Raw genomic sequence first — 17,471 nt, forward strand, 5'->3', positions numbered from 1 at the left:
CTTAAAGAATATGAGGGGCGATATGTTCAGCAATAAGCTCAATTGAACGTAAGGTGTCCCGATGGGACGGCTCAACGGAATGGACCTGGAATGAAATATCCGTCGCCCGTTTGAGGACGGAATCCTGAGCAAGGGAGTCCAGCACGGTGTGCGGCGTTCCAATGTGGGCGTCAAACTGGCGAATATAATCTGTGACACTGTCACCGATTACAGTATGACCCGCCGCTCGGTGCGCCTCTGCCTGCCGGGTTAACCCGGGCGTTGCGACGTTCAGAGCATACGCATCGCTGTCGGCCACAAACGCCGTGCGCGAGGCCAGAATTCGCGGCGCCACTCCCGAGGGCAGCGCGGCGAGATAGGCATCCACAATCGGGTTCTGAATCTGGTCGAGAGTAAGCCCTGGCTGGTCAGCCGGGCGAGGCTGAGTGCGGGAGAGCATCAGCCCGTGCCCGGCCCGGGCGGCGCGCACGGCGCCTTCAACGGAAAAGGTCGCAATCCACACGCGCTCTGCCAGCTGCGGCGCAGGTGGATAGAGATGGTTATCCGGATGCGTCAGGGAATCACCGCGCCAGGCGCTCTGAATCAGGTGCAGATGGTCGGCAAACGTCGCGCCGCGCTCGTCGAACGTCAGGCCGAAAGGCAGAAACGAGGTTGGCGTACCGCCGGAGCCAAAACCGACTTCAAGGCGACCGTCCGCCAGCAGATCGAGGACCGCCGCGTCTTCCGCCACGCGCAGCGGGTTTTCCATCGGCAGGGTAATAATCGCTGTACCCAGACGGATGCTTTGGGTCTGGGCCGCAACGTGAGCGAGGAACACCAGCGGCGACGGCAGGCCGCCTTCGCGCTCGTGGAAATGGTGCTGAGCAATCCAGGCCGTATGATAACCGTGGCGCTCGGCATGGCGGATCTGTTCTGTTGCCAGACGATAACGCTCTTTCGCAGGCGCGTCGTCGAGCAGGCGGGTAAAGAATCCCAGGCGTTTACGCGTCATGCGTACTCCTTCGTAACGGGTGAAAAATGGGGGATGGCGTCGATCAGCTCGCGGGTATAGCTGCTCTGTGGCGAGGAGAAGAGCGCCTCCACCGTGCCATGTTCAACAACCTGACCGCTGCGCAGCACTGTGACGCTGTGCGCAATGCGGCGAACGGTCGCCAGATCGTGGGTGATAAACAGATAGGTCAGCCCCAGCTGCTGCTGGAGTTGTTGCAGCAGGGCGAGGATTTGCGCCTGCACCGTGACATCCAGCGCCGAGGTCGCTTCGTCCAGTACCAGAATGGTTGGCTCCAGAATCAGCGCACGGGCGATGGCCACGCGCTGACGCTGGCCGCCGGACAGCTCGCGAGCGGTACGACTCAGCAGCTCAAGCGGCAGGGCCACGCGGGTGGTCACCGCCTCGACGCGGGATTTGCGCTCCGCTCGGGCGAGCTTATTGAAGTTTTTCAGCGGCTCTTCGATGATCTCAAACAGCGTTTGCCGTGGGTCGAGGGAGGCAAACGGATTCTGGTAGACGAACTGAATTTTCTGCCGCAACTGGCGGCGTGCCTCCACGCTGAGCTGGGTCGCATCGATATCATCGAGGGTGACGCGCCCGCTGTCCGCCTGCTCAAACCCCAGTAAAATGCGAGCCAGAGTGGTTTTCCCCGATCCCGACTCCCCGACCAGCGCGTGCGTGCTGCCGCGCTGCACATCAAAACTGACGTTATCCAGCGCCTGTAAAGTGTGGCCTTTACTGAGAGTGAACTGCTTGCTGATGGCCTGAGCGCGAATGGCAGGAGAGGCCAGCCGAAGGCCTGAGACGGGCGCAATGGTCAAGCGCGAACCCTGCAAATCGCTCAGCAACTGGCGGGTATAGGCGTGCTGCGGGGCGCGCACCACGTCGGCAGTTGCCCCCTGTTCCTGAACTTCACCGTGCCGAAAGACCAGTAAGCGATCGGCACGCTGAGCGGCCAGGGCCAGATCGTGGGTGACGAACAGCACCGCCGTTCCCGATTCGCGGCGCAGGATATCCAGCAGATCAAGAATGCGTTTTTGTACCGTCACATCCAGGGCACTGGTCGGTTCATCGGCGATGATCACATCCGGGCGCAACGCGATGGCGATGGCGATCAGCACCCGCTGCTTCATCCCGCCGGAAAGCTGATGCGGATATTGCTTCATCCGCTGTGCCGGGTGGCTTAGCCCGACTTTAGTCAGCAGCGCCAGCACCTGATTTTCTAGCTCGGTCTTTGTGATTTTCTGGTGAATATTCAGCACTTCGCCCACCTGGGCACCGATGGTTTTGACCGGATTCAGGGAGTTGCCAGGGTCCTGCGGCACCAGGCTGATACGCGCTCCGCGCAGGCTGTTGAGTCGTTTTGCTGACCACTGGCTGATCTCTTCGCCGTTCAGCACAATTTTGCCGCTATCGCGACGGGCGTTGTCCGCCAGCAAGCCGATAATCGCCTGCGCGGTGGTGGTTTTCCCGGAGCCAGACTCGCCCACAAAGGCCAGCATTTCCCCGCGTTTCAGGGTGAAACTGACGTTGTGGACCACTTCACGCCACTGGCGACCGATGCGGTAGCTTAAAGTCAGATTTTCCACGGACAGAACGGTCATGAGCGGCCTCCGCTTAACTGTTGGCTGATACGGTTAGTGGCAAGCACCACGGCGATCACCACGATGCCGGGGAAGGTGGTCAGCCACCAGGCGGTGGAGAGATAGTTACGCCCTTCGGCAATCAGCAGCCCCCATTCCGGGACGGGCGGCGGGGTGCCGTATCCGAGGAAACTTAACGTCGAGAGGGCGAGGATTGCCTGACCAAACTGCAGGGTCGCGAAGGCCAGCACCGCCGTCAGGGAGTTCGGTAAAATGTGACGCCACAGCACTGCCCAGAAGGTGCCGCCGCTGCCGTAGGCCGCTTCGACATTATCTGCGTGACGAATACGCACCACTTCGCCGCGCGCCAGGCGGGCAAAACTGGCAATCGACGCCACACCGACGGCAATAGCCGCGTTCACCGTGCCGAAACCGAGCAAAATAATCACCGTCAGGGAGAGCAGCAGTGAGGGAATCGACAGCAGCACATCGACAAAACGCATCAGCACCGACTCTACGCGCCCGGCGAAGGCACCGGCGATAACCCCAATTGCGGTGCCAGCCACTAATCCCATCGCCACGGCCGCCAGGGCGGCGCTGAGTGAGTGGGATGCGCCATAGACAATGCGCGCGTAGACGTCACGGCCAAGTTGATCGGTTCCCAGCCAGTGTCCCGCCTGGGGAGCTAAACGCTGAGCGCCTGCGATCCCTTCAATCGGGCTGTAGTGGGTGAGCAAACCCGGCGCCAGTGCGGCCAGGGCGGCGACGATAATCACGCCCCACGCCAGCCACAATCCGGGCTGAATGTCGACGGTGCGAAGGGCCGGGACGCGTTTTCGCGCCGCGGCGGCATAGTCCACCAGACTCATGATGCACCTCCGGTGACGGTTTGCAGACGAGGATCAAACAGCGGCATCAGCAGATCCACCAGCAGGTTAATCAGCACAAAGCCCAGGGCCGAGATCATTACCACCGCCTGTAATACGGCGATATCCTGGTTGTTGACGGCCTGCTGCGTCAGCTGCCCCAGACCGCTGCGGCCAAATACGGTTTCGGTAATCAGCGCCCCGGCAATCAGTTCGCCGAGCAAAATCCCGGCGATATTCAGCACCGGCAGCAGCGCATTGCCCGTGACGTGACGCCACAGCACACCGGTTTCGCTCAGCCCTTTGGCGCGCGCAACGGCGACGAACGGCTGAGCGGACACCTGATCGAGACTGCGCATCAGAATTTGCGCCAGCGGGGCGGAGATCGGAATGGCGACAGTAACGATCGGCAGGATCAACCCCTGCAATGGCGACGGGTTAATCACCGGAATCAGCCGTAGCTGGAAGGAGAACAGCTGGATGAGCGCGATGCCGAGCCAGAAGGTCGGCAGCGAGATAAACAGTACCGGCACGGACTGAATGGCGTTACTCACCCAGCGCAGCCCCGGCAGACGTGCGGCAAACGCCAGCACGAAGGCCAGTATCACGGCCAGCAGGAACGCCGGCAGGGCAAGACTCAGGGTGTCCGGCAAATTGCTCGCGATCAGTTCGCTCACCGGCACGCCCGCCTGCAATGAAAAACCAAAATCGCCGCGCAGCATGGCAAACAGCGTGTGGAAATACTGCTGCCAGAGCGGGCTGTCTGCACCGTAGGCGACGCGCATCTCTTCGATTTGCGCCGGGCTTAGGCCCAGATCCGGGTTCTGAAATTTAATCAGCACCGCATCCCCCGGCAGCACCTGAAGCAGCACGAAGGAGAGGGTAAAGGCGGCCCACAGGACCAGCAGCCCCATTCCGGCCCGTCGCAGCAGATAATGGCTCATCATCGCCCCCTTAGTGTTTCTCGATCCACGCGCCGTAGAACGATGGACGTCCTACCGCTTCGAAGTTCACCCCTTTCAGCCATGGTGCACCGGCGAAGACCTGCGGCTCTTCAAAAATCGGAATTACGTAGGCGTTATCCAGCAGATAGCGCTGGGCATCGCCCGTCAGCTGCAGGCGTTTTTGCGGATCGACTTCGGCGGAGATGTTCACCAGCAGTTCGTTGAGTTTGTCGTCGCGGAAGCTTTTCACCTTGTCGCTGGAGCCACCTTTTTGGAGTAGCGCGTCGCGGTTGGCCGGATAGAACATGCTTTTCACTACGTCAGGATCGGCGCGGCCGACTTCCGACACCGTCAGCGGCGTTTTCAGCGGGTCGAGGTTATCCAGCGTGCGACTGCCCGCATCACCCGCCTTGACGCTCAGCGCCACGCCAACCTGACGCCACTGCTGGGCCACCAGTTGCAGCACCTCTTTGTTTTGCGGCTGCGGCAGGGATTCATAGACCGTTAGCGCCAGGCGCTGTCCGTCTTTGGCGCGGATACCGTCACCGCCGGTTTTCCAGCCTGCATCATCGAGCAACGCGTTGGCTTTCGCCGCGTCAAAGGTCAGCTTGTCGCTGAGATCGATAAAGCCGGCGGCAGAATCGGCAATCACCGATTTCGCCTGCGGGTAATTCGGTGAGAAGAGGGTTTCAACGACCTGTTTTGCATTGGTGGCATGGAGCAGCGCCTGACGCACGCGAAGGTCAGACACCAGCGGGTTATCCGGGCGGAAGCTGATACTGTCGTTCACGCCGCGCGTTGGGGCAGCGTAGATTTTATAGCCCTGTTCGGTGGCCTGTTTTTCGTCGTAGGCTTGCACCTGACGGATAAAGTCAGCCTGGCCCGCCAGCAGCGCGCCGACGCGCACGCTGTCTTCTGGTGTGACGATAAATTTAATGCCATCCAGATTTGCCGGGCCCTGCTGGGCGAGATTTTTCGGGCCCCACTGGTACGCTTTGCGCGCCTCAAGGGTCACTTCCCGGCCCAGTTTTTCATCTTTCACCACAAACGGGCCGGAGCCGATGATGTGGCGCGCGTCGCCCAGCTCTTCAAAGTTGCGCTTCAGGGTGCTGAGTGACACCAGCCCAGAACCAATAGTGGCGGTGCCCTGTAAGAATCCTGGCGACGGTTTTTTGAAGTAAAACTTCACCGTCTGCGGATCGATCACTTCGCTGCGATCGTAGTTGTTGATCACTTCGGAAACCGGCAGGCGCTGGGCTTTATTGCCCAATCCGTAAGTGTCGAAGTTTTTGGCCACCGCGTTGGCGTCGAGCGGCGTCCCGTCGGAGAACGTCACCCCAGGGCGGATTTTAAAGGTGTATTCGGTTTTATCGGCATTGGTGGACCAGCTTTCGGCGATCCACGGCTCCACCTCCAGCGTTTTCGGGTTCTGCCAGGTGAGCTTGTCGGTGATCTGATTCAGAATGCCGCCGTTCGGATAGAAGCCGCCCGCCGGGGGATAAAGATTGGTGTGCGCCTGTTGTTCCAGATAGACAAGCGTGCCGCCTTTAACCGGTGTGTCGGCGGCGTGTGCAGCCGTCGCCGCGAGGATCAGCGCCGTCAGCAGCGGCAGGCGAAAAGGGGTTTGCATGGTGAATTCCTTTGTTATCTTCGTTTTAGCGTCGGATTCATCATCGGGCGCGGCTGAAAACAAAGGAACAAAGGAATTGAGATAAGGATTGCCGGAAATCGGAAATATACAAACCGCCCCGGTCAGGAGCGGATGAACTCTTTACACAAACTTCGCCAGGGGATCCGCTACCGCAAAGGCAACTGCGCGATCGGCCGCGGGTGGATAGATCAGTTCGTTGGTGATGGCAATTTTGAGTTTTTTCGCCTCTTCACGGACCAGTTTCACCTCTTGCTCCCAGCCCTCGGTGTACACCGCGCCCCAGGCACCGAGATCGAGGCAAGTGACATAATTCACCTGGCGGTACGGGTAGGGCTCGACGTTCAGCAGGCTGGCAGCGGCGTTGTGTCCGGCAAATTTTCCGAGCTGGATCGCATGCTGACAGGTCATCAGCGCCGTATTCCCCACATCATCCGTTTTCGCATGGGCGGTATCGCCGGTGGCGAAGACGTCCGGGTGCGCAGGGATTTGCAGCAGTTCGTTCACCCGCAGACGCGCCTGAGCGTCACGCTCGCCGTCAATCTGAGTCGTCAACGGATGAGCCTCCACGCCAGCGGTCCAGACCACGGTGGCAGCGTCAATGCGTTCGCCACTCTTCAGAATGACGCCTTGCGCATCGACCGCTTCGATTTCGCTGTTCAGACGCCACTCCACGCCCAGCTCTTCGCTGGCATTCGCAATCACATCGCGCAACGCTTCACTGTAACGTCCGCCGATAACCGCACCGCGCTCAACTACGATGACTTTAGTCTGCGTATCATCACCAAAGCGGGCACGCAAACGCGCCGGTAATTCGGTTGCCAGCTCAATGCCGGTAAACCCGCCCCCACAGACCACCACCGTGTTACGCGCCGGGGTAGAGGGCTGATGAACCAGGGCATCAAGGTGTTTTTCGAACACCTGAGCAGATTCAAGCTGATCGATATCAAAAGCAAATTCAGTCAGACCGGCCACCGCCGGGCGTTTGGCCTGGCTGCCGGTGGCGAGTACCAGGCGGTCGTACGTTATGAGGGAAGTGTTGCCCTGGCTGTCGCGATACCACACGGCTTTCTCTTGGGTATCAATGCGTTCTGCACTTCCCCGAATGTACTCAACGTCCAGTTCGGCGAACAGTTCCGTCAGGGGAGCCACCAGTCCGGCGACGTTCTCTTCATAGAAACGCGGGCGAACGCGCAGCTCAGGTTGCGGAGCCAGCACGCTAATGCGCAGATCGGTGCTCCCGTTCAGCTCCGCCAGGCGCGCGGCGCTCACCGCTGCCCACATACCGGAAAAACCACTGCCCACAATTAAAATATGCTTTTTCATTTTCGATCCTTTTGCTCATCAGGCTTTGTGTCTGACCTGACTGCAACTATACTGGTCGGAGTTAACTCCGACAACTTTTTTCTGAGTTAACTGGCGAGCACATGCAAGATGAGCTGAAAATCAGAGAGTTAACTGGCGAGGGAGTCATGGGCTGTTTTTCTGCTTACGAACGCGGCTATAATAACCACGAATAATGAGAGCGGAGTTAATCATGGCCTTTTACAGTTCCGGTGTGGAGTACGCCATTCATAGTCTGATGTGCATGGTGGATGCCAAAGGCAACGAGCGAGAGTTGAGCGTCAGGGAGATGGCGGAACTGCAGGGTGTGCCTTACGACTATCTGGGCAAAATCTTCACCCGTCTTTCGCGGGCGGGACTGGTCAACAGCACGGAAGGCAAGGGCGGCGGGTTTAAACTCGCGCGTCCGGCAGAACTCATTTCAGTGCTGGATGTGGTGCATGCCATTGATGGCGAGAAGAATATGTTTGAATGTCGGGAAGTGCGCCAGCGGTTGGCGGTGTTTGATGAAGCTCCTCCTGCGTGGGTTTGCGACGGGCCATGCGGCGTGCGTTCGGTGATGGACAGCGCCCAGCAGCGGATGGAAGAAGAACTGGCGCGCCACACCATTCTCGATCTGGCGCGCAAAATGTACCGTAAAGCACCCGATACATTCCTGATTGACGTACAGGACTGGATTACGGATCGCCGCAGCCCGTCCTGAATCCATTAAGAACGGAAATCAATCACCATACGGCCACGGATCTGGCCTTGTTCCATCTCTTTGAAAATCGCGTTAATGTCGCCGAGCGGACGCATCGTGACTTTCGGTACCACTTTGCCTTCGGCGGCAAACTGGAAGGCTTCGACCAGATCCTGGCGGGTCCCCACCAGCGAACCAACCACCTGAATTCCATCCAGTACCAGACGTGGAATATCCAGACTCATGGCCTCTGGTGGCAGACCGACAGCCACCACACGACCACCGGCACGCACCGCATCGACCGCAGAGTTAAACGCGGCTTTCGCCACCGCAGTGACGACCGCAGAATGCGCTCCGCCGGTTTTTTCCTGAATCACTTTCGCCGCATCTTCATTGCGGGAGTTGATCGTCAGATCGGCACCCATGTCGGCGGCCAGTTTCAGCTGCGCATCATTCACGTCGATGGCAATGACTTTGGCATTAAAGACTTTTTTCGCGTATTGCAGCGCCAGGTTGCCCAGCCCACCCAGACCGTAGATCGCAATCCACTGGCCCGGTTTGATGTGGGAAATTTTTACCGCTTTATAGGTGGTAACGCCAGCGCAGGTGATGCTGCTGGCCGCCGCGGATTCCAGGCCGTCCGGCACTTTTACCGCATAATCGGCGGTCACGATGCACTCTTCAGCCATCCCGCCATCAACGGAATACCCGGCGTTTTTCACGTCGCGACACAGGGTTTCGTTGCCAGAGTTACAGTATTCGCAGTGACCGCAGCCCTGGAAGAACCAGGCCACGCTTGCGCGATCGCCCACTTTCAGTGAGGTGACGCCAGGACCGATTTGTTTGACGATGCCAATCCCTTCGTGGCCGAGGATCACCCCGGTTTTATCGCCAAAATCGCCGTTCTTCACGTGAAGATCCGTGTGGCAGACGCCACAGCATTCCATCTTCAGCAGCGCTTCGCCGTGTTGCAGCGCGCGCAGGGTTTTATCGGTGACATTAACCTGATGATCTTGAGTAACGACAGCAGCCTTCATATGTATCTCCATGTTCATGTTCGGTATCTGCATAGCCAGTAAGAAAGATGAGAATCGTTCTTACTCCTTAAGGATTAATGCTTTGGCGGTTTTATACAAGGGCGGGGCAACATAATGTAATAATTTCGTTGTCATTCAGGCGATTAAAGCATCAATAAACCATTCAAGCCCTGAATACAGGTGGGTATGAGAAACTGACAAAAAAACGTCATGGTTCTGTCATCTGGAAAACGTAACGTGTTGGCTTCCCAATAACCGAAGAGTTAAAAGACATGAAGCTGTTCAAAACCTTACTGGCCGTTAGCGTTCTTATTTCCGCCTCTGTGCAGGCGCAAAATATCCTGGAATTCCCACAGCCGGAAAATAATCCGGAAGAGTTTTATGCCGTCACCGAAATCCCGACGGGCGGTATCATCAAATATGAAACCGATGCCAAAACCGGTTTTATTATTGCCGATCGTTTCCAGTCGATGCCCGTAGCGTATCCGGCTAACTATGGCTCCCTCACGCAGTCCCTTGCAGGGGATGGCGATCCGCTGGACGTGATTTTCTACACCCGCGCGCCGATGGCACCGGGTACGCTTATCAAACTGCGTGCGATTGGCGTGCTGAAGATGGTGGATGGCGGGGATAAAGACGACAAAATTGTGGCTGTCCCGGCGAGCAAAATCGACCCGACCTACGACGACATTAAGGAGCTGAGCGATCTGCCGAAAATCGAAGTGCAGCGTCTCGAATCCTTTTTCCGCGTCTATAAAGAGCTGCCGGAAGGGCGTAAAAAAGTGGAGCTGAATGGCTTTAACGATGCCGCGACCGCGAAGCAGGAAATCAAACAGGCGTGGGACGCCTGGAAAGCGAAAAAACCGCAATAATAAACTGGCCCGGCTGAACGTGCAGCCGGGCGCAGGGTTACAGCTGTGCTTCTAGCCGGGCAATCTCCTCGCGCCACTGTTGCTGAAGTTGAGGTTTTTGATGCTTCGACTTACGCGCCATATCCTCAGCCAGCAGCGTCTCCAGCGCCACCAGTCTTTCGAGCAGATCGTCAAACTCTGTCGGCGCTGATTGCGCTGTATTGGCTGCGACGTCAGATGGGGGTAATCCGCCGCTATCCCGCAGACGGGCAAACACCGCTTCGGCGTCATGCCATTCGCTAAGTCTGCCGTCCTCAATCAACCAGAAGCGGTTACAGCTCTGGCTGATGAGCTGCCTGTCGTGACTCACCAGCAGCACGCCGCCTTCGAACTGTTGCAGCGTTTCGGCCAGCGCCTCTTTGCCTTCCATATCCAGGTGGTTGGTCGGCTCATCAAGCATCAGCAGGCTGTAACGAGCGAGCGTCAGGCCGACAAACAGCAGGCGAGAACGTTCGCCGCCGCTGAGGGTACTGACTTTCTGCCCGTGGCGCACCCACGGAAAACCGGCGCTGATGAGTGCCATTTTGCGCACCTGCGGGTCTGGCGCGAACGGCTCCAGCGCCTCAAGCAGTGGTGCATCGTCCGGCAGCTGGTGCAGCGTCTGGTCGTAGTAGCCCAGGGTCAGGCGGGGATGGATTTTCAGTTCATCCGTCGACTGTTCTGTGACAAATTGCCGCCAGATAAGCTTCATTAGCGAGGATTTCCCGCAGCCGTTACGGCCCATAATCGCCACGCGGTCGCCGCTCTTAAGCCTCGCGATATCCACGTCAAACAGCGCGGGCAAGGCGGGCGCCGGAGGGACGGGAAGATGCGTCATCTCCAGCAACCGGTCGGCACGCAGCGCATCGCCACGCAATGTTAACGTCCACGGGCTGCCCGCCGTGAGATCGGTCTGACTCTCTTTCAGGCGTTCGACCTGTTTTTCCATCTGTTTCGCTTTGCGGGCGAGATCTTCGTTGTCGTAGACCTTGCCCCAGTTCGCCAGCCGTTTGGCGCTGGCCGCAACGCGGTCGATCTCTTTTTGCTCGGCCTTATGCCGCTGGGCATCGCTTTCATCTTTTGCCGCCAGCGCCTGACGGGCGGCGGAGCAAGAGAGGGCGAAGCTGTGCAGCGTTTTATCGCGCAAAATCCAGCTGCCGTTAGTGACGGCATCGAGCAGCTGTCGGTCATGGGACACCAGCACAAAGCTGCCGGACCAGTTCTGTAAAAACTGCTCCAGCCAGAGCATGGTTGGCAGATCGAGGTGGTTGCTGGGTTCATCCAGCAGGAGCAGGTCGGGATCGCTGATTAACGCTCGCGCCAGCAGCAGCCGTGTGTGCTGCCCGCCGCTCAGGGTCGACGACTGTAAGGCCATATCCTGCGCGGTAAAACCCATACCGCCAAGCAATGTTTCGGCTCGCCAGCGGAGGCTGTCGCGTTCCGCTGCGGGCAGTTGCGCCAGCACGGCGTCGAGCATCGACAGAGGATAAATCGATTCCGGCAGATGCTGCTCCACGCGTGCCATCAGGCAGTGGCCGGCGAGCGCCACCGTGCCGACAGAAGGGGACTCCGTGCCATCGAGGATTTTCAGCAGGGTACTTTTGCCGCAGCCGTTATCGCCCAGCAGACCAATGCGGTCGCCTTTTTTCAGGGTAAAGGAGAGCGAGTCGAAAAGGGTGTTAAACGCCGTTTCAACGCGGAGAGATTGTGCAGTTAGTAATGTGCTCATTGTTGCTTACTCAAGTGTTACAGGCATGGAAATGCCTCGTCAAACATCGCTGACGATAACTCAGTAAGCCCGAGGGAAGGGATTCAGGTGTGGGTGTCTTCGCTCAAGCAGAAGTTATCGCAGCACGATACCGATAACGCTTGAGCTGGTGCGATCACCAAATGTATGTGAAACATTGAAAATTTCACTATACAGCATAATTAGCCTCCTTATTTATTCAGTGGGTTTATGGATGAAGGGAGTGTAGCGGGGTTTTACAGGCCCGGCAAGCAGAGCGCCACCGGGCCTGGCGTTTGCCGGGTGGCGTTGTGCTACCCGGCGACTTACAGAGGGAAGGTTTAAATCGAGGTACGACGATAGTTCCGGTATTCCGGCATCCAGAAGTTGTCGTCGATGGCCTGCTGCAATGCATCGGCGGAGGTTTTCACCGCCACACCCTGTTGCTGCGCCATTTTGCCGACCGCAAAGGCAATCGCCCGCGATACGGTATGGATATCCTTCAGTTCGGGCAGCACCAGACCTTCGCCGTTGGTCACCAGCGGAGAGTGCTTGGCCAGGGTTTCGCTTGCAGACATCAGCATTTCGTCCGTGATGCGCGACGCACCGGATGCGATCACACCCAGACCAATTCCCGGGAAGATATAGGAGTTGTTGCACTGCGCGATGGGGTAGATTTTGTCTTTCCACACCACCGGATCGAACGGGCTGCCGGTCGCGACCAGCGCATTGCCTTCCGTCCAGGCGATGATGTCCTGCGGCGTGGCTTCGACGCGAGAGGTCGGGTTCGAGAGCGGCATCACGATAGGACGCGGGCAGTGTTTGTGCATTTCGCGGATGATCTCTTCCGTGAACAGCCCGGTTTGCCCCGAAACGCCGATCAGAATATCCGGCTTCACGTTGCGCACCACGTCCAGCAGGGAGAGCACTTCGTTATCCGTGTCCCAGTTTTTCAGGTTTTCGCGTTTCTGCACCAGCTTGGTCTGGAACGGCAGCAGGTTTGGCATCCCGTCGGTCAGCAGACCGAAGCGATCGACCATAAACACGCGCGATCGGGCCAGCTCTTCGCTTAAGCCTTCGCGCTGGGTTTGCGCGATGATCTGTTCTGCGATCCCACAGCCGGCAGAGCCTGCACCGAGGAAAACAATTTTCTGGTAGCTCAGCTGGCTGCCTGCCGCGCGGCTGGCGGCGATCAGCGTGCCGACGGTCACCGCTGCGGTGCCCTGAATGTCATCGTTGAAAGAGCAGATCTCATCGCGATAGCGGTTGAGCAGCGGCATGGCGTTTTTCTGCGCGAAGTCTTCGAACTGCAGCAGCACGTCTGGCCAGCGGTGTTTTACGGCCTGGATGAAGTCGTCGACGAACTGATAATACTCATCGTCCGTTACGCGCGGATGGCGCCAGCCCATATAAAGCGGATCGTTCAGCAACTGTTGGTTATTGGTGCCGACATCCAGCACCACCGGCAGCGTGTACGCCGGGCTGATGCCCCCGCAGGCGGTATAGAGCGAAAGTTTGCCGATAGGAATACCCATGCCGCCGATACCCTGGTCGCCGAGGCCCAGAATACGCTCGCCGTCCGTCACCACGATCACTTTGATGTTGTGGTTCGGCACATTTTGCAGAATGTCATCCATGTTGTGGCGGTTCTGGTAGGAGATAAACACGCCGCGCGAACGACGGTAGATCTCGGAGAAGCGCTCACAGGCCGCCCCGACGGTCGGGGTGTAAATCACCGGCATCATCTCTTCGAGGTGATTTTGCACGAGACGGTAGAAGAGGGTTTCGTTGGTGTCCTGGATGTTACGCAGGTAGATGTGTTTGTCGATTTCGGTTTTGAAGCCCTGGTACTGGATCCAGGCGCGTTCGGCTTGCTCTTCGATGGTTTCGACCACTTCCGGCAGCAGGCCAAGCAGGTTAAAACTGCTGCGCTCTTCCGCGCTAAAGGCGCTACCTTTATTCAGCAGCGGGAACTCCAGCAATACCGGCCCCGCGTAGGGGATATAAAGGGAACGATGATGTTTTGCTTTGTTGTCCATGTCACTCACTCGATTTTTTGAATATCCGTCCCTGGCACTGCGTATTGTCATCTTTCTGGCTTGCTGGCAGGGCGACGTCGACTGGCATTATAAAGGAGCTAAATGTTAATTACCGCAACACACAAACAAAAACACCATCGGTTTTGCCGATGGTGTCGTGATTCAGTGACGTGAATTATTTGTCTGCGTGGCGTTTTCTGCCGTGCGTGTGGGTGACTACCGTTTCGTTGCTGCCCTCGATCACCACTTTACGTTGGTTAGACAGCTTGTAGTTCAGTCCCAGAATGTGACGTGCCTGACGGTTCGATTTCATATTAACTCCTCAATCCTGTTGATAGTTTTAAGGACCAGTTTGCTCTCGCAAACGAAATGTAACCCCTTAGGTTGCAGATCCAGCATAGCAGGTATTTTACAGGGGGCGATGTTGACCACTCACAACGTAGTTAATGGTCTGCTGGTAGATATCACTGAGGATGTCATTATCTGAGGCCTCGACCCAGCGGGTGAGTTCCATCAAAATGTCATCTTCAGTGACCGCGCCATGCTCGGCGCGCAGGCCCTGTTCAATCGCATTCACCAGGGCCGGTTGTGCGGAATGAGTATTTGCTGAGTAATGTGTAAACATGCTGCCTCCGTGTCGTTATCTGTTTAATAATCCGGTACGCAATTCATAATTCACATTCAGAATGGCAAATATTCTTCCCGCTGTGGTTCAGATTCATCCTGGAAATAAAAATATCATATTTAACGTTTTTTTCGTTAACTCAGGGTTTCCAGCGACGCAGATTCGTATATTTTTCGTAGGGCATCGGGGACGGCCATGATATCAATTCAACCACGCTTCCCCAGGGGGTTTTGCCGTAGCAAAAGGCATTGCCTTCGCCACGTTCAGCGGGGAAAGAAAGGGGTTTTGGCTCGGTAAACATCTCGCCGCCAGCAGCAGTAAAGCACGCTATGGCACGTGCAAAATCATCGACATAGACAGCGAAGTGTTGCAGGCCAAAATCACTGGGACGGGCTGCCGATTGCTGTTCTGGGCCGTGCATTTCAAACAGTTCAATGCCTGGGCCATGAGGCATTGCCAGCATCCTGATAGCGCGGACTTTGGTTCCTGGAAATAGTCTTAAGGTATTTTCCTGAGCTTCGTCATCAATATTTTCACTGCCAGGATCTGCTGAACGATATATCACTTTTGCTGCGAACGCTTTCTCAAAAAATAACGTGGCTTGTTCAATGTCAGGAACCGTAATACCAATGTGGTCAATTCCTCTTACTGAGGGTTGCATAATCATCTCCTGCTATAAAAAGAATAAATATAGCAGGAGACCGTTAGCCTGTTACCACTTCATTTCGCCGGTATTGACCTTCGCGCTCAGTTCCAGGGAACTGACTTCGGCAAGGTCCGGCCACTGTTTTTTCATGGTATCGATCACGCCAGTTGACGCTTTATGCGCCGCGAGAGCCTGCTCAAACTGCTGCAGGTAGGTGCGGGTAAAATCGATGGCGGCGGTACCGGCAGGCGGGGTACCGAGGTAATGGCCTGGGATAACGCGCTCGGGTTTGTGCGCGGCCATTTCATCCAGCGTGGACAACCACTGCTGGCGGCTGGCTTTGGTTTGCGTGTCTGCCGTCCAGAGGTGAATGCCGGACGAAACGCCCGTACCGCCGAGAATGGCTTTGGCCGACGGGATCCACACGTAGGCGGCATAGCTGTCTGCCTGCTCAATATCGATTTTCTCGCCGTCCACCATAACGGTGGTTGAGGCAATTACCTGCGGGACAATCAGTTCCGACGCGCGCGCGTCCTTCATCTGCGGCCCCCAGAGGGCCAGTTTGGCATCTTTGGTAGCCTTGATGTGATCCACCACCGCCTGGGTCGCCACCACTTTGGCATTTGGGAAGGCTTTCACCAGCGGCTGAAGGCCGAAGTAGAAATCCGGATCGCCGGAAGTGATTACAATCTTGCTGAGGGTTTTACCGCTGCGGCGCACTTTTTCGACCAGCTGCTCGCCATCTTTGACGCTGAACTGCGCATCGAACAGCACGGCCTCTTTCGGCCCAGAAACCAGCGTCGAAGAGACGGCGAAAATACCTTTCTCCTGTGGATTATAGGTATCCAGCGTTAAGGGCGCGGCAAAAACAGCGGGCGTGAACAGGGCGCACAGCAGGGCAAGGCGATTGAGCTTCATCATTTTGTCTCGGTAGTGTCGGAAAGTCTCTATTGTACGGATCTCTCGATTTGCCAGAATTCCTGAAACAAGACATGCTTAGTTTCATAAATCGAGCAGATGGAGTCATAACAATGGATCGCGTGATTGCCGCCCAGGTCTATAACCGTATTTGCGAGCTGGGGAGTCTCAGCGCGGCGGCCCGCGCGCTGGGCATTTCTCGCCCGATGGTGAGCCGTTATCTGGAGCAGATGGAGAAATGGGCCGGAACGCGGCTGGTGCACCGCTCCACGCGTAAGCTGACGCTGACGCCCGCAGGGGAAAAGGTGCTGCAGAAAACCCGCAATCTCACACGGCTGTCGCAGGAGATTGAGGATCAGTCCTCCCGCGAAACGCCGTCCGGTACGCTGCGCGTAGCCTGTGCCCACTTCACGGCGATGCAGATTGTCGCCCCGATGCTGCCGGATTTTCTGACGCGTCATGCCAAAGTGCGCGTCGAGATGGACGTTAATAATCATCCCGTCAGCCTGGTGGGTGAGCGCATCGACGTGGCGATCCGCATTACCGACAACCCGGAACCTGGAATGATCGCCCGCCGTCTGGGTGAGTGCCGCTCGATGCTTTGCGCCTCGCCAGAGTATCTGGCTAACCACGGCGCGCCGCTAAGCCTTGAGGATCTCGCGCAACACAACTGCCTGCATTACAGCTTCTTTGCCGGGCAGTCGTGGAATTTTCTCACCGACGCGGGAGAGGTCGTTTCCGTTGCGGTGAGCGGCAATCTGAGCGCCAGTATTTCGTCGCTGCTGATGGAGGCCGCCATCCACCACTGCGGGATCGCAATGCTGCCGGCGTGGGAAGCGCAGCCCGCGCTGGAGAGCGGCAAGCTGGTTCCCGTCCTCAGCACATTCACGCCGAAACCGATCGGCATTTTTGGGATCTATCAGTCAAGGGATTATCAGCCTACGGCCCAGCGCTTATTCCTGGATGCACTGAGCGAGTCGTTGATGACGAAGTGAGCAAATGCCTAAGAGTGTTCCGTGTTCCTCTCACATTGGTGTTGACGTTCTATACTTAATCCTTTGTAAGCCAAAAGGAGAGCAATAATGACGATTCATAAGAACGGTTCGGCACACTGGTCTGGCGATATTAAACGCGGCAAAGGAACGGTTTCTACGGAAAGCGGCGTCCTGAATCAACAACCTTACGGCTTTAATACCCGTTTCGAAGGCGAAAAAGGGACCAACCCGGAAGAGCTGATTGGCGCAGCGCATGCAGCCTGTTTCTCAATGGCGCTGTCACTGATGCTGGGAGAGGCGGGTTACACCGCGGATTCCATCGATACCACAGCGGATGTGTCGCTGGATAAAACTGACGGCGGCTTTGCGATCACCAAAATCGCACTGCAAAGCAAGGTAACCGTACCTGGCATTGAGCCGCAGCAGTTCGACGGCATTATCCAGAAAGCGAAAGCCGGATGCCCGGTCTCTCAGGTTCTGAAAGCGGAAATCACGCTGGATTATAAACTGAACTAATCTCTGCAAAGCCGGGCGCTG

17 protein-coding genes are annotated in these 17,471 nt (G+C 57.1%); 4 read left to right on the forward strand and 13 right to left on the reverse strand.

Features of this window, described 5'->3' with window-relative positions; all coding sequences use genetic code 11:
* Position 1: 1 nt before the first annotated feature.
* The 6 genes from ETG88_RS09485 to ETG88_RS09510 form a co-directional block, all read right to left on the reverse strand.
* Entirely contained in the window at positions 2–991 is a 990-nt protein-coding gene (locus ETG88_RS09485) for a putative FMN-dependent luciferase-like monooxygenase (protein WP_129035278.1), read from the reverse strand.
* Positions 988–2,595 carry a dipeptide ABC transporter ATP-binding protein gene (locus ETG88_RS09490; protein ID WP_129035279.1) on the reverse strand — a complete coding sequence of 536 codons (1,608 nt, stop codon included), beginning with the start codon at positions 2,593–2,595 and terminating at the stop codon, positions 988–990. The genes ETG88_RS09485 and ETG88_RS09490 overlap by 4 nt, the downstream gene beginning before the upstream one ends.
* A complete protein-coding gene (locus ETG88_RS09495; protein WP_129035280.1) occupies positions 2,592–3,443 on the reverse strand; it encodes an ABC transporter permease in 852 nt (283 codons plus the stop codon). The genes ETG88_RS09490 and ETG88_RS09495 overlap by 4 nt, the downstream gene beginning before the upstream one ends.
* Positions 3,440–4,384 carry an ABC transporter permease gene (locus ETG88_RS09500; RefSeq protein ID WP_123427875.1) on the reverse strand — a complete coding sequence of 315 codons (945 nt, stop codon included), beginning with the start codon at positions 4,382–4,384 and terminating at the stop codon, positions 3,440–3,442. Before ETG88_RS09500 ends, ETG88_RS09495 begins: the two co-directional genes overlap by 4 nt.
* Positions 4,385–4,394: 10 nt before the next feature.
* A complete protein-coding gene (locus tag ETG88_RS09505; protein WP_129035281.1) occupies positions 4,395–6,014 on the reverse strand; it encodes a TIGR04028 family ABC transporter substrate-binding protein in 1,620 nt (539 codons plus the stop codon).
* A 141-nt stretch (positions 6,015–6,155) separates the two neighbouring features.
* Positions 6,156–7,358, reverse strand: coding sequence for an NAD(P)/FAD-dependent oxidoreductase (locus ETG88_RS09510; protein WP_129035282.1), 1,203 nt, complete (start codon positions 7,356–7,358; stop codon positions 6,156–6,158).
* 211 nt (positions 7,359–7,569) lie between these two features.
* Here ETG88_RS09510 and ETG88_RS09515 point away from each other — a divergent pair, with 211 nt between their 5' ends.
* On the forward strand, positions 7,570–8,079 hold the full coding sequence (locus ETG88_RS09515) for an RrF2 family transcriptional regulator (protein ID WP_129035283.1): 510 nt from the start codon (positions 7,570–7,572) through the stop codon (positions 8,077–8,079).
* A gap of 5 nt (positions 8,080–8,084) precedes the next feature.
* On the opposite strand, the gene adhP is transcribed toward ETG88_RS09515, so the two are convergent.
* Positions 8,085–9,095, reverse strand: coding sequence for an alcohol dehydrogenase AdhP (adhP, locus tag ETG88_RS09520; RefSeq protein ID WP_129035284.1), 1,011 nt, complete (start codon positions 9,093–9,095; stop codon positions 8,085–8,087).
* Positions 9,096–9,367: 272 nt separating this feature from the next.
* Between adhP and ETG88_RS09525 the strand changes: the two genes are divergently transcribed.
* The gene (locus tag ETG88_RS09525) at positions 9,368–9,967 is read left to right on the forward strand and encodes an inorganic diphosphatase (protein WP_129035285.1); all 600 of its coding nucleotides are present in this window, start codon (positions 9,368–9,370) and stop codon (positions 9,965–9,967) included.
* A 37-nt stretch (positions 9,968–10,004) separates the two neighbouring features.
* Here the strand turns inward: ETG88_RS09525 and ETG88_RS09530 are convergent, their stop codons facing one another.
* From ETG88_RS09530 to ETG88_RS09555, 6 genes are all read right to left on the reverse strand, one after another.
* Positions 10,005–11,714, reverse strand: coding sequence for an ABC-F family ATP-binding cassette domain-containing protein (locus ETG88_RS09530; protein WP_129035286.1), 1,710 nt, complete (start codon positions 11,712–11,714; stop codon positions 10,005–10,007).
* 338 nt (positions 11,715–12,052) lie between these two features.
* Complete coding sequence (locus ETG88_RS09535; protein ID WP_102103746.1) at positions 12,053–13,750, reverse strand: NAD-dependent malic enzyme; 1,698 nt, start codon at positions 13,748–13,750, stop codon at positions 12,053–12,055.
* Between the two features lie 175 nt (positions 13,751–13,925).
* A complete protein-coding gene (gene sra / locus ETG88_RS09540) occupies positions 13,926–14,063 on the reverse strand; it encodes a stationary-phase-induced ribosome-associated protein (protein WP_102103745.1) in 138 nt (45 codons plus the stop codon).
* A gap of 96 nt (positions 14,064–14,159) precedes the next feature.
* Entirely contained in the window at positions 14,160–14,375 is a 216-nt protein-coding gene (gene bdm, locus ETG88_RS09545; RefSeq protein WP_100780123.1) for a biofilm-dependent modulation protein, read from the reverse strand.
* Between the two features lie 139 nt (positions 14,376–14,514).
* Positions 14,515–15,036 carry a VOC family protein gene (locus ETG88_RS09550; RefSeq protein WP_102103744.1) on the reverse strand — a complete coding sequence of 174 codons (522 nt, stop codon included), beginning with the start codon at positions 15,034–15,036 and terminating at the stop codon, positions 14,515–14,517.
* 51 nt (positions 15,037–15,087) lie between these two features.
* Entirely contained in the window at positions 15,088–15,939 is an 852-nt protein-coding gene (locus tag ETG88_RS09555; protein WP_129035300.1) for a Vmh family MBL fold metallo-hydrolase, read from the reverse strand.
* Positions 15,940–16,052: 113 nt separating this feature from the next.
* Here ETG88_RS09555 and ETG88_RS09560 point away from each other — a divergent pair, with 113 nt between their 5' ends.
* Positions 16,053–16,934 carry a LysR family transcriptional regulator gene (locus tag ETG88_RS09560; RefSeq protein WP_129035287.1) on the forward strand — a complete coding sequence of 294 codons (882 nt, stop codon included), beginning with the start codon at positions 16,053–16,055 and terminating at the stop codon, positions 16,932–16,934.
* Positions 16,935–17,021: 87 nt separating this feature from the next.
* Entirely contained in the window at positions 17,022–17,450 is a 429-nt protein-coding gene (locus ETG88_RS09565) for an OsmC family protein (RefSeq protein ID WP_129035288.1), read from the forward strand.
* Positions 17,451–17,471: the final 21 nt, after the last annotated feature.

The organism is Lelliottia nimipressuralis, from assembly GCF_004115925.1.
Classification (GTDB): domain Bacteria; phylum Pseudomonadota; class Gammaproteobacteria; order Enterobacterales; family Enterobacteriaceae; genus Enterobacter; species Enterobacter nimipressuralis.

What these genes read in the sequence shown, in the direction of transcription:
- ETG88_RS09530 (WP_129035286.1), bottom strand. Translation starts at nt 11,714, where the DNA reads ATGAGCACATTACTAACTGCACAATCTCTCCGCGTTGAAACGGCGTTT.
- ETG88_RS09500 (WP_123427875.1), bottom strand. Translation starts at nt 4,384, where the DNA reads ATGAGCCATTATCTGCTGCGACGGGCCGGAATGGGGCTGCTGGTCCTG.
- adhP (WP_129035284.1), bottom strand. Translation starts at nt 9,095, where the DNA reads ATGAAGGCTGCTGTCGTTACTCAAGATCATCAGGTTAATGTCACCGAT.
- ETG88_RS09490 (WP_129035279.1), bottom strand. Translation starts at nt 2,595, where the DNA reads ATGACCGTTCTGTCCGTGGAAAATCTGACTTTAAGCTACCGCATCGGT.
- ETG88_RS09535 (WP_102103746.1), bottom strand. Translation starts at nt 13,750, where the DNA reads ATGGACAACAAAGCAAAACATCATCGTTCCCTTTATATCCCCTACGCG.
- ETG88_RS09525 (WP_129035285.1), top strand. Translation starts at nt 9,368, where the DNA reads ATGAAGCTGTTCAAAACCTTACTGGCCGTTAGCGTTCTTATTTCCGCC.
- ETG88_RS09560 (WP_129035287.1), top strand. Translation starts at nt 16,053, where the DNA reads ATGGATCGCGTGATTGCCGCCCAGGTCTATAACCGTATTTGCGAGCTG.
- ETG88_RS09510 (WP_129035282.1), bottom strand. Translation starts at nt 7,358, where the DNA reads ATGAAAAAGCATATTTTAATTGTGGGCAGTGGTTTTTCCGGTATGTGG.
- ETG88_RS09550 (WP_102103744.1), bottom strand. Translation starts at nt 15,036, where the DNA reads ATGCAACCCTCAGTAAGAGGAATTGACCACATTGGTATTACGGTTCCT.
- ETG88_RS09555 (WP_129035300.1), bottom strand. Translation starts at nt 15,939, where the DNA reads ATGAAGCTCAATCGCCTTGCCCTGCTGTGCGCCCTGTTCACGCCCGCT.
- bdm (WP_100780123.1), bottom strand. Translation starts at nt 14,375, where the DNA reads ATGTTTACACATTACTCAGCAAATACTCATTCCGCACAACCGGCCCTG.
- ETG88_RS09495 (WP_129035280.1), bottom strand. Translation starts at nt 3,443, where the DNA reads ATGAGTCTGGTGGACTATGCCGCCGCGGCGCGAAAACGCGTCCCGGCC.
- ETG88_RS09515 (WP_129035283.1), top strand. Translation starts at nt 7,570, where the DNA reads ATGGCCTTTTACAGTTCCGGTGTGGAGTACGCCATTCATAGTCTGATG.
- ETG88_RS09565 (WP_129035288.1), top strand. Translation starts at nt 17,022, where the DNA reads ATGACGATTCATAAGAACGGTTCGGCACACTGGTCTGGCGATATTAAA.
- ETG88_RS09505 (WP_129035281.1), bottom strand. Translation starts at nt 6,014, where the DNA reads ATGCAAACCCCTTTTCGCCTGCCGCTGCTGACGGCGCTGATCCTCGCG.
- ETG88_RS09485 (WP_129035278.1), bottom strand. Translation starts at nt 991, where the DNA reads ATGACGCGTAAACGCCTGGGATTCTTTACCCGCCTGCTCGACGACGCG.
- sra (WP_102103745.1), bottom strand. Translation starts at nt 14,063, where the DNA reads ATGAAATCGAACCGTCAGGCACGTCACATTCTGGGACTGAACTACAAG.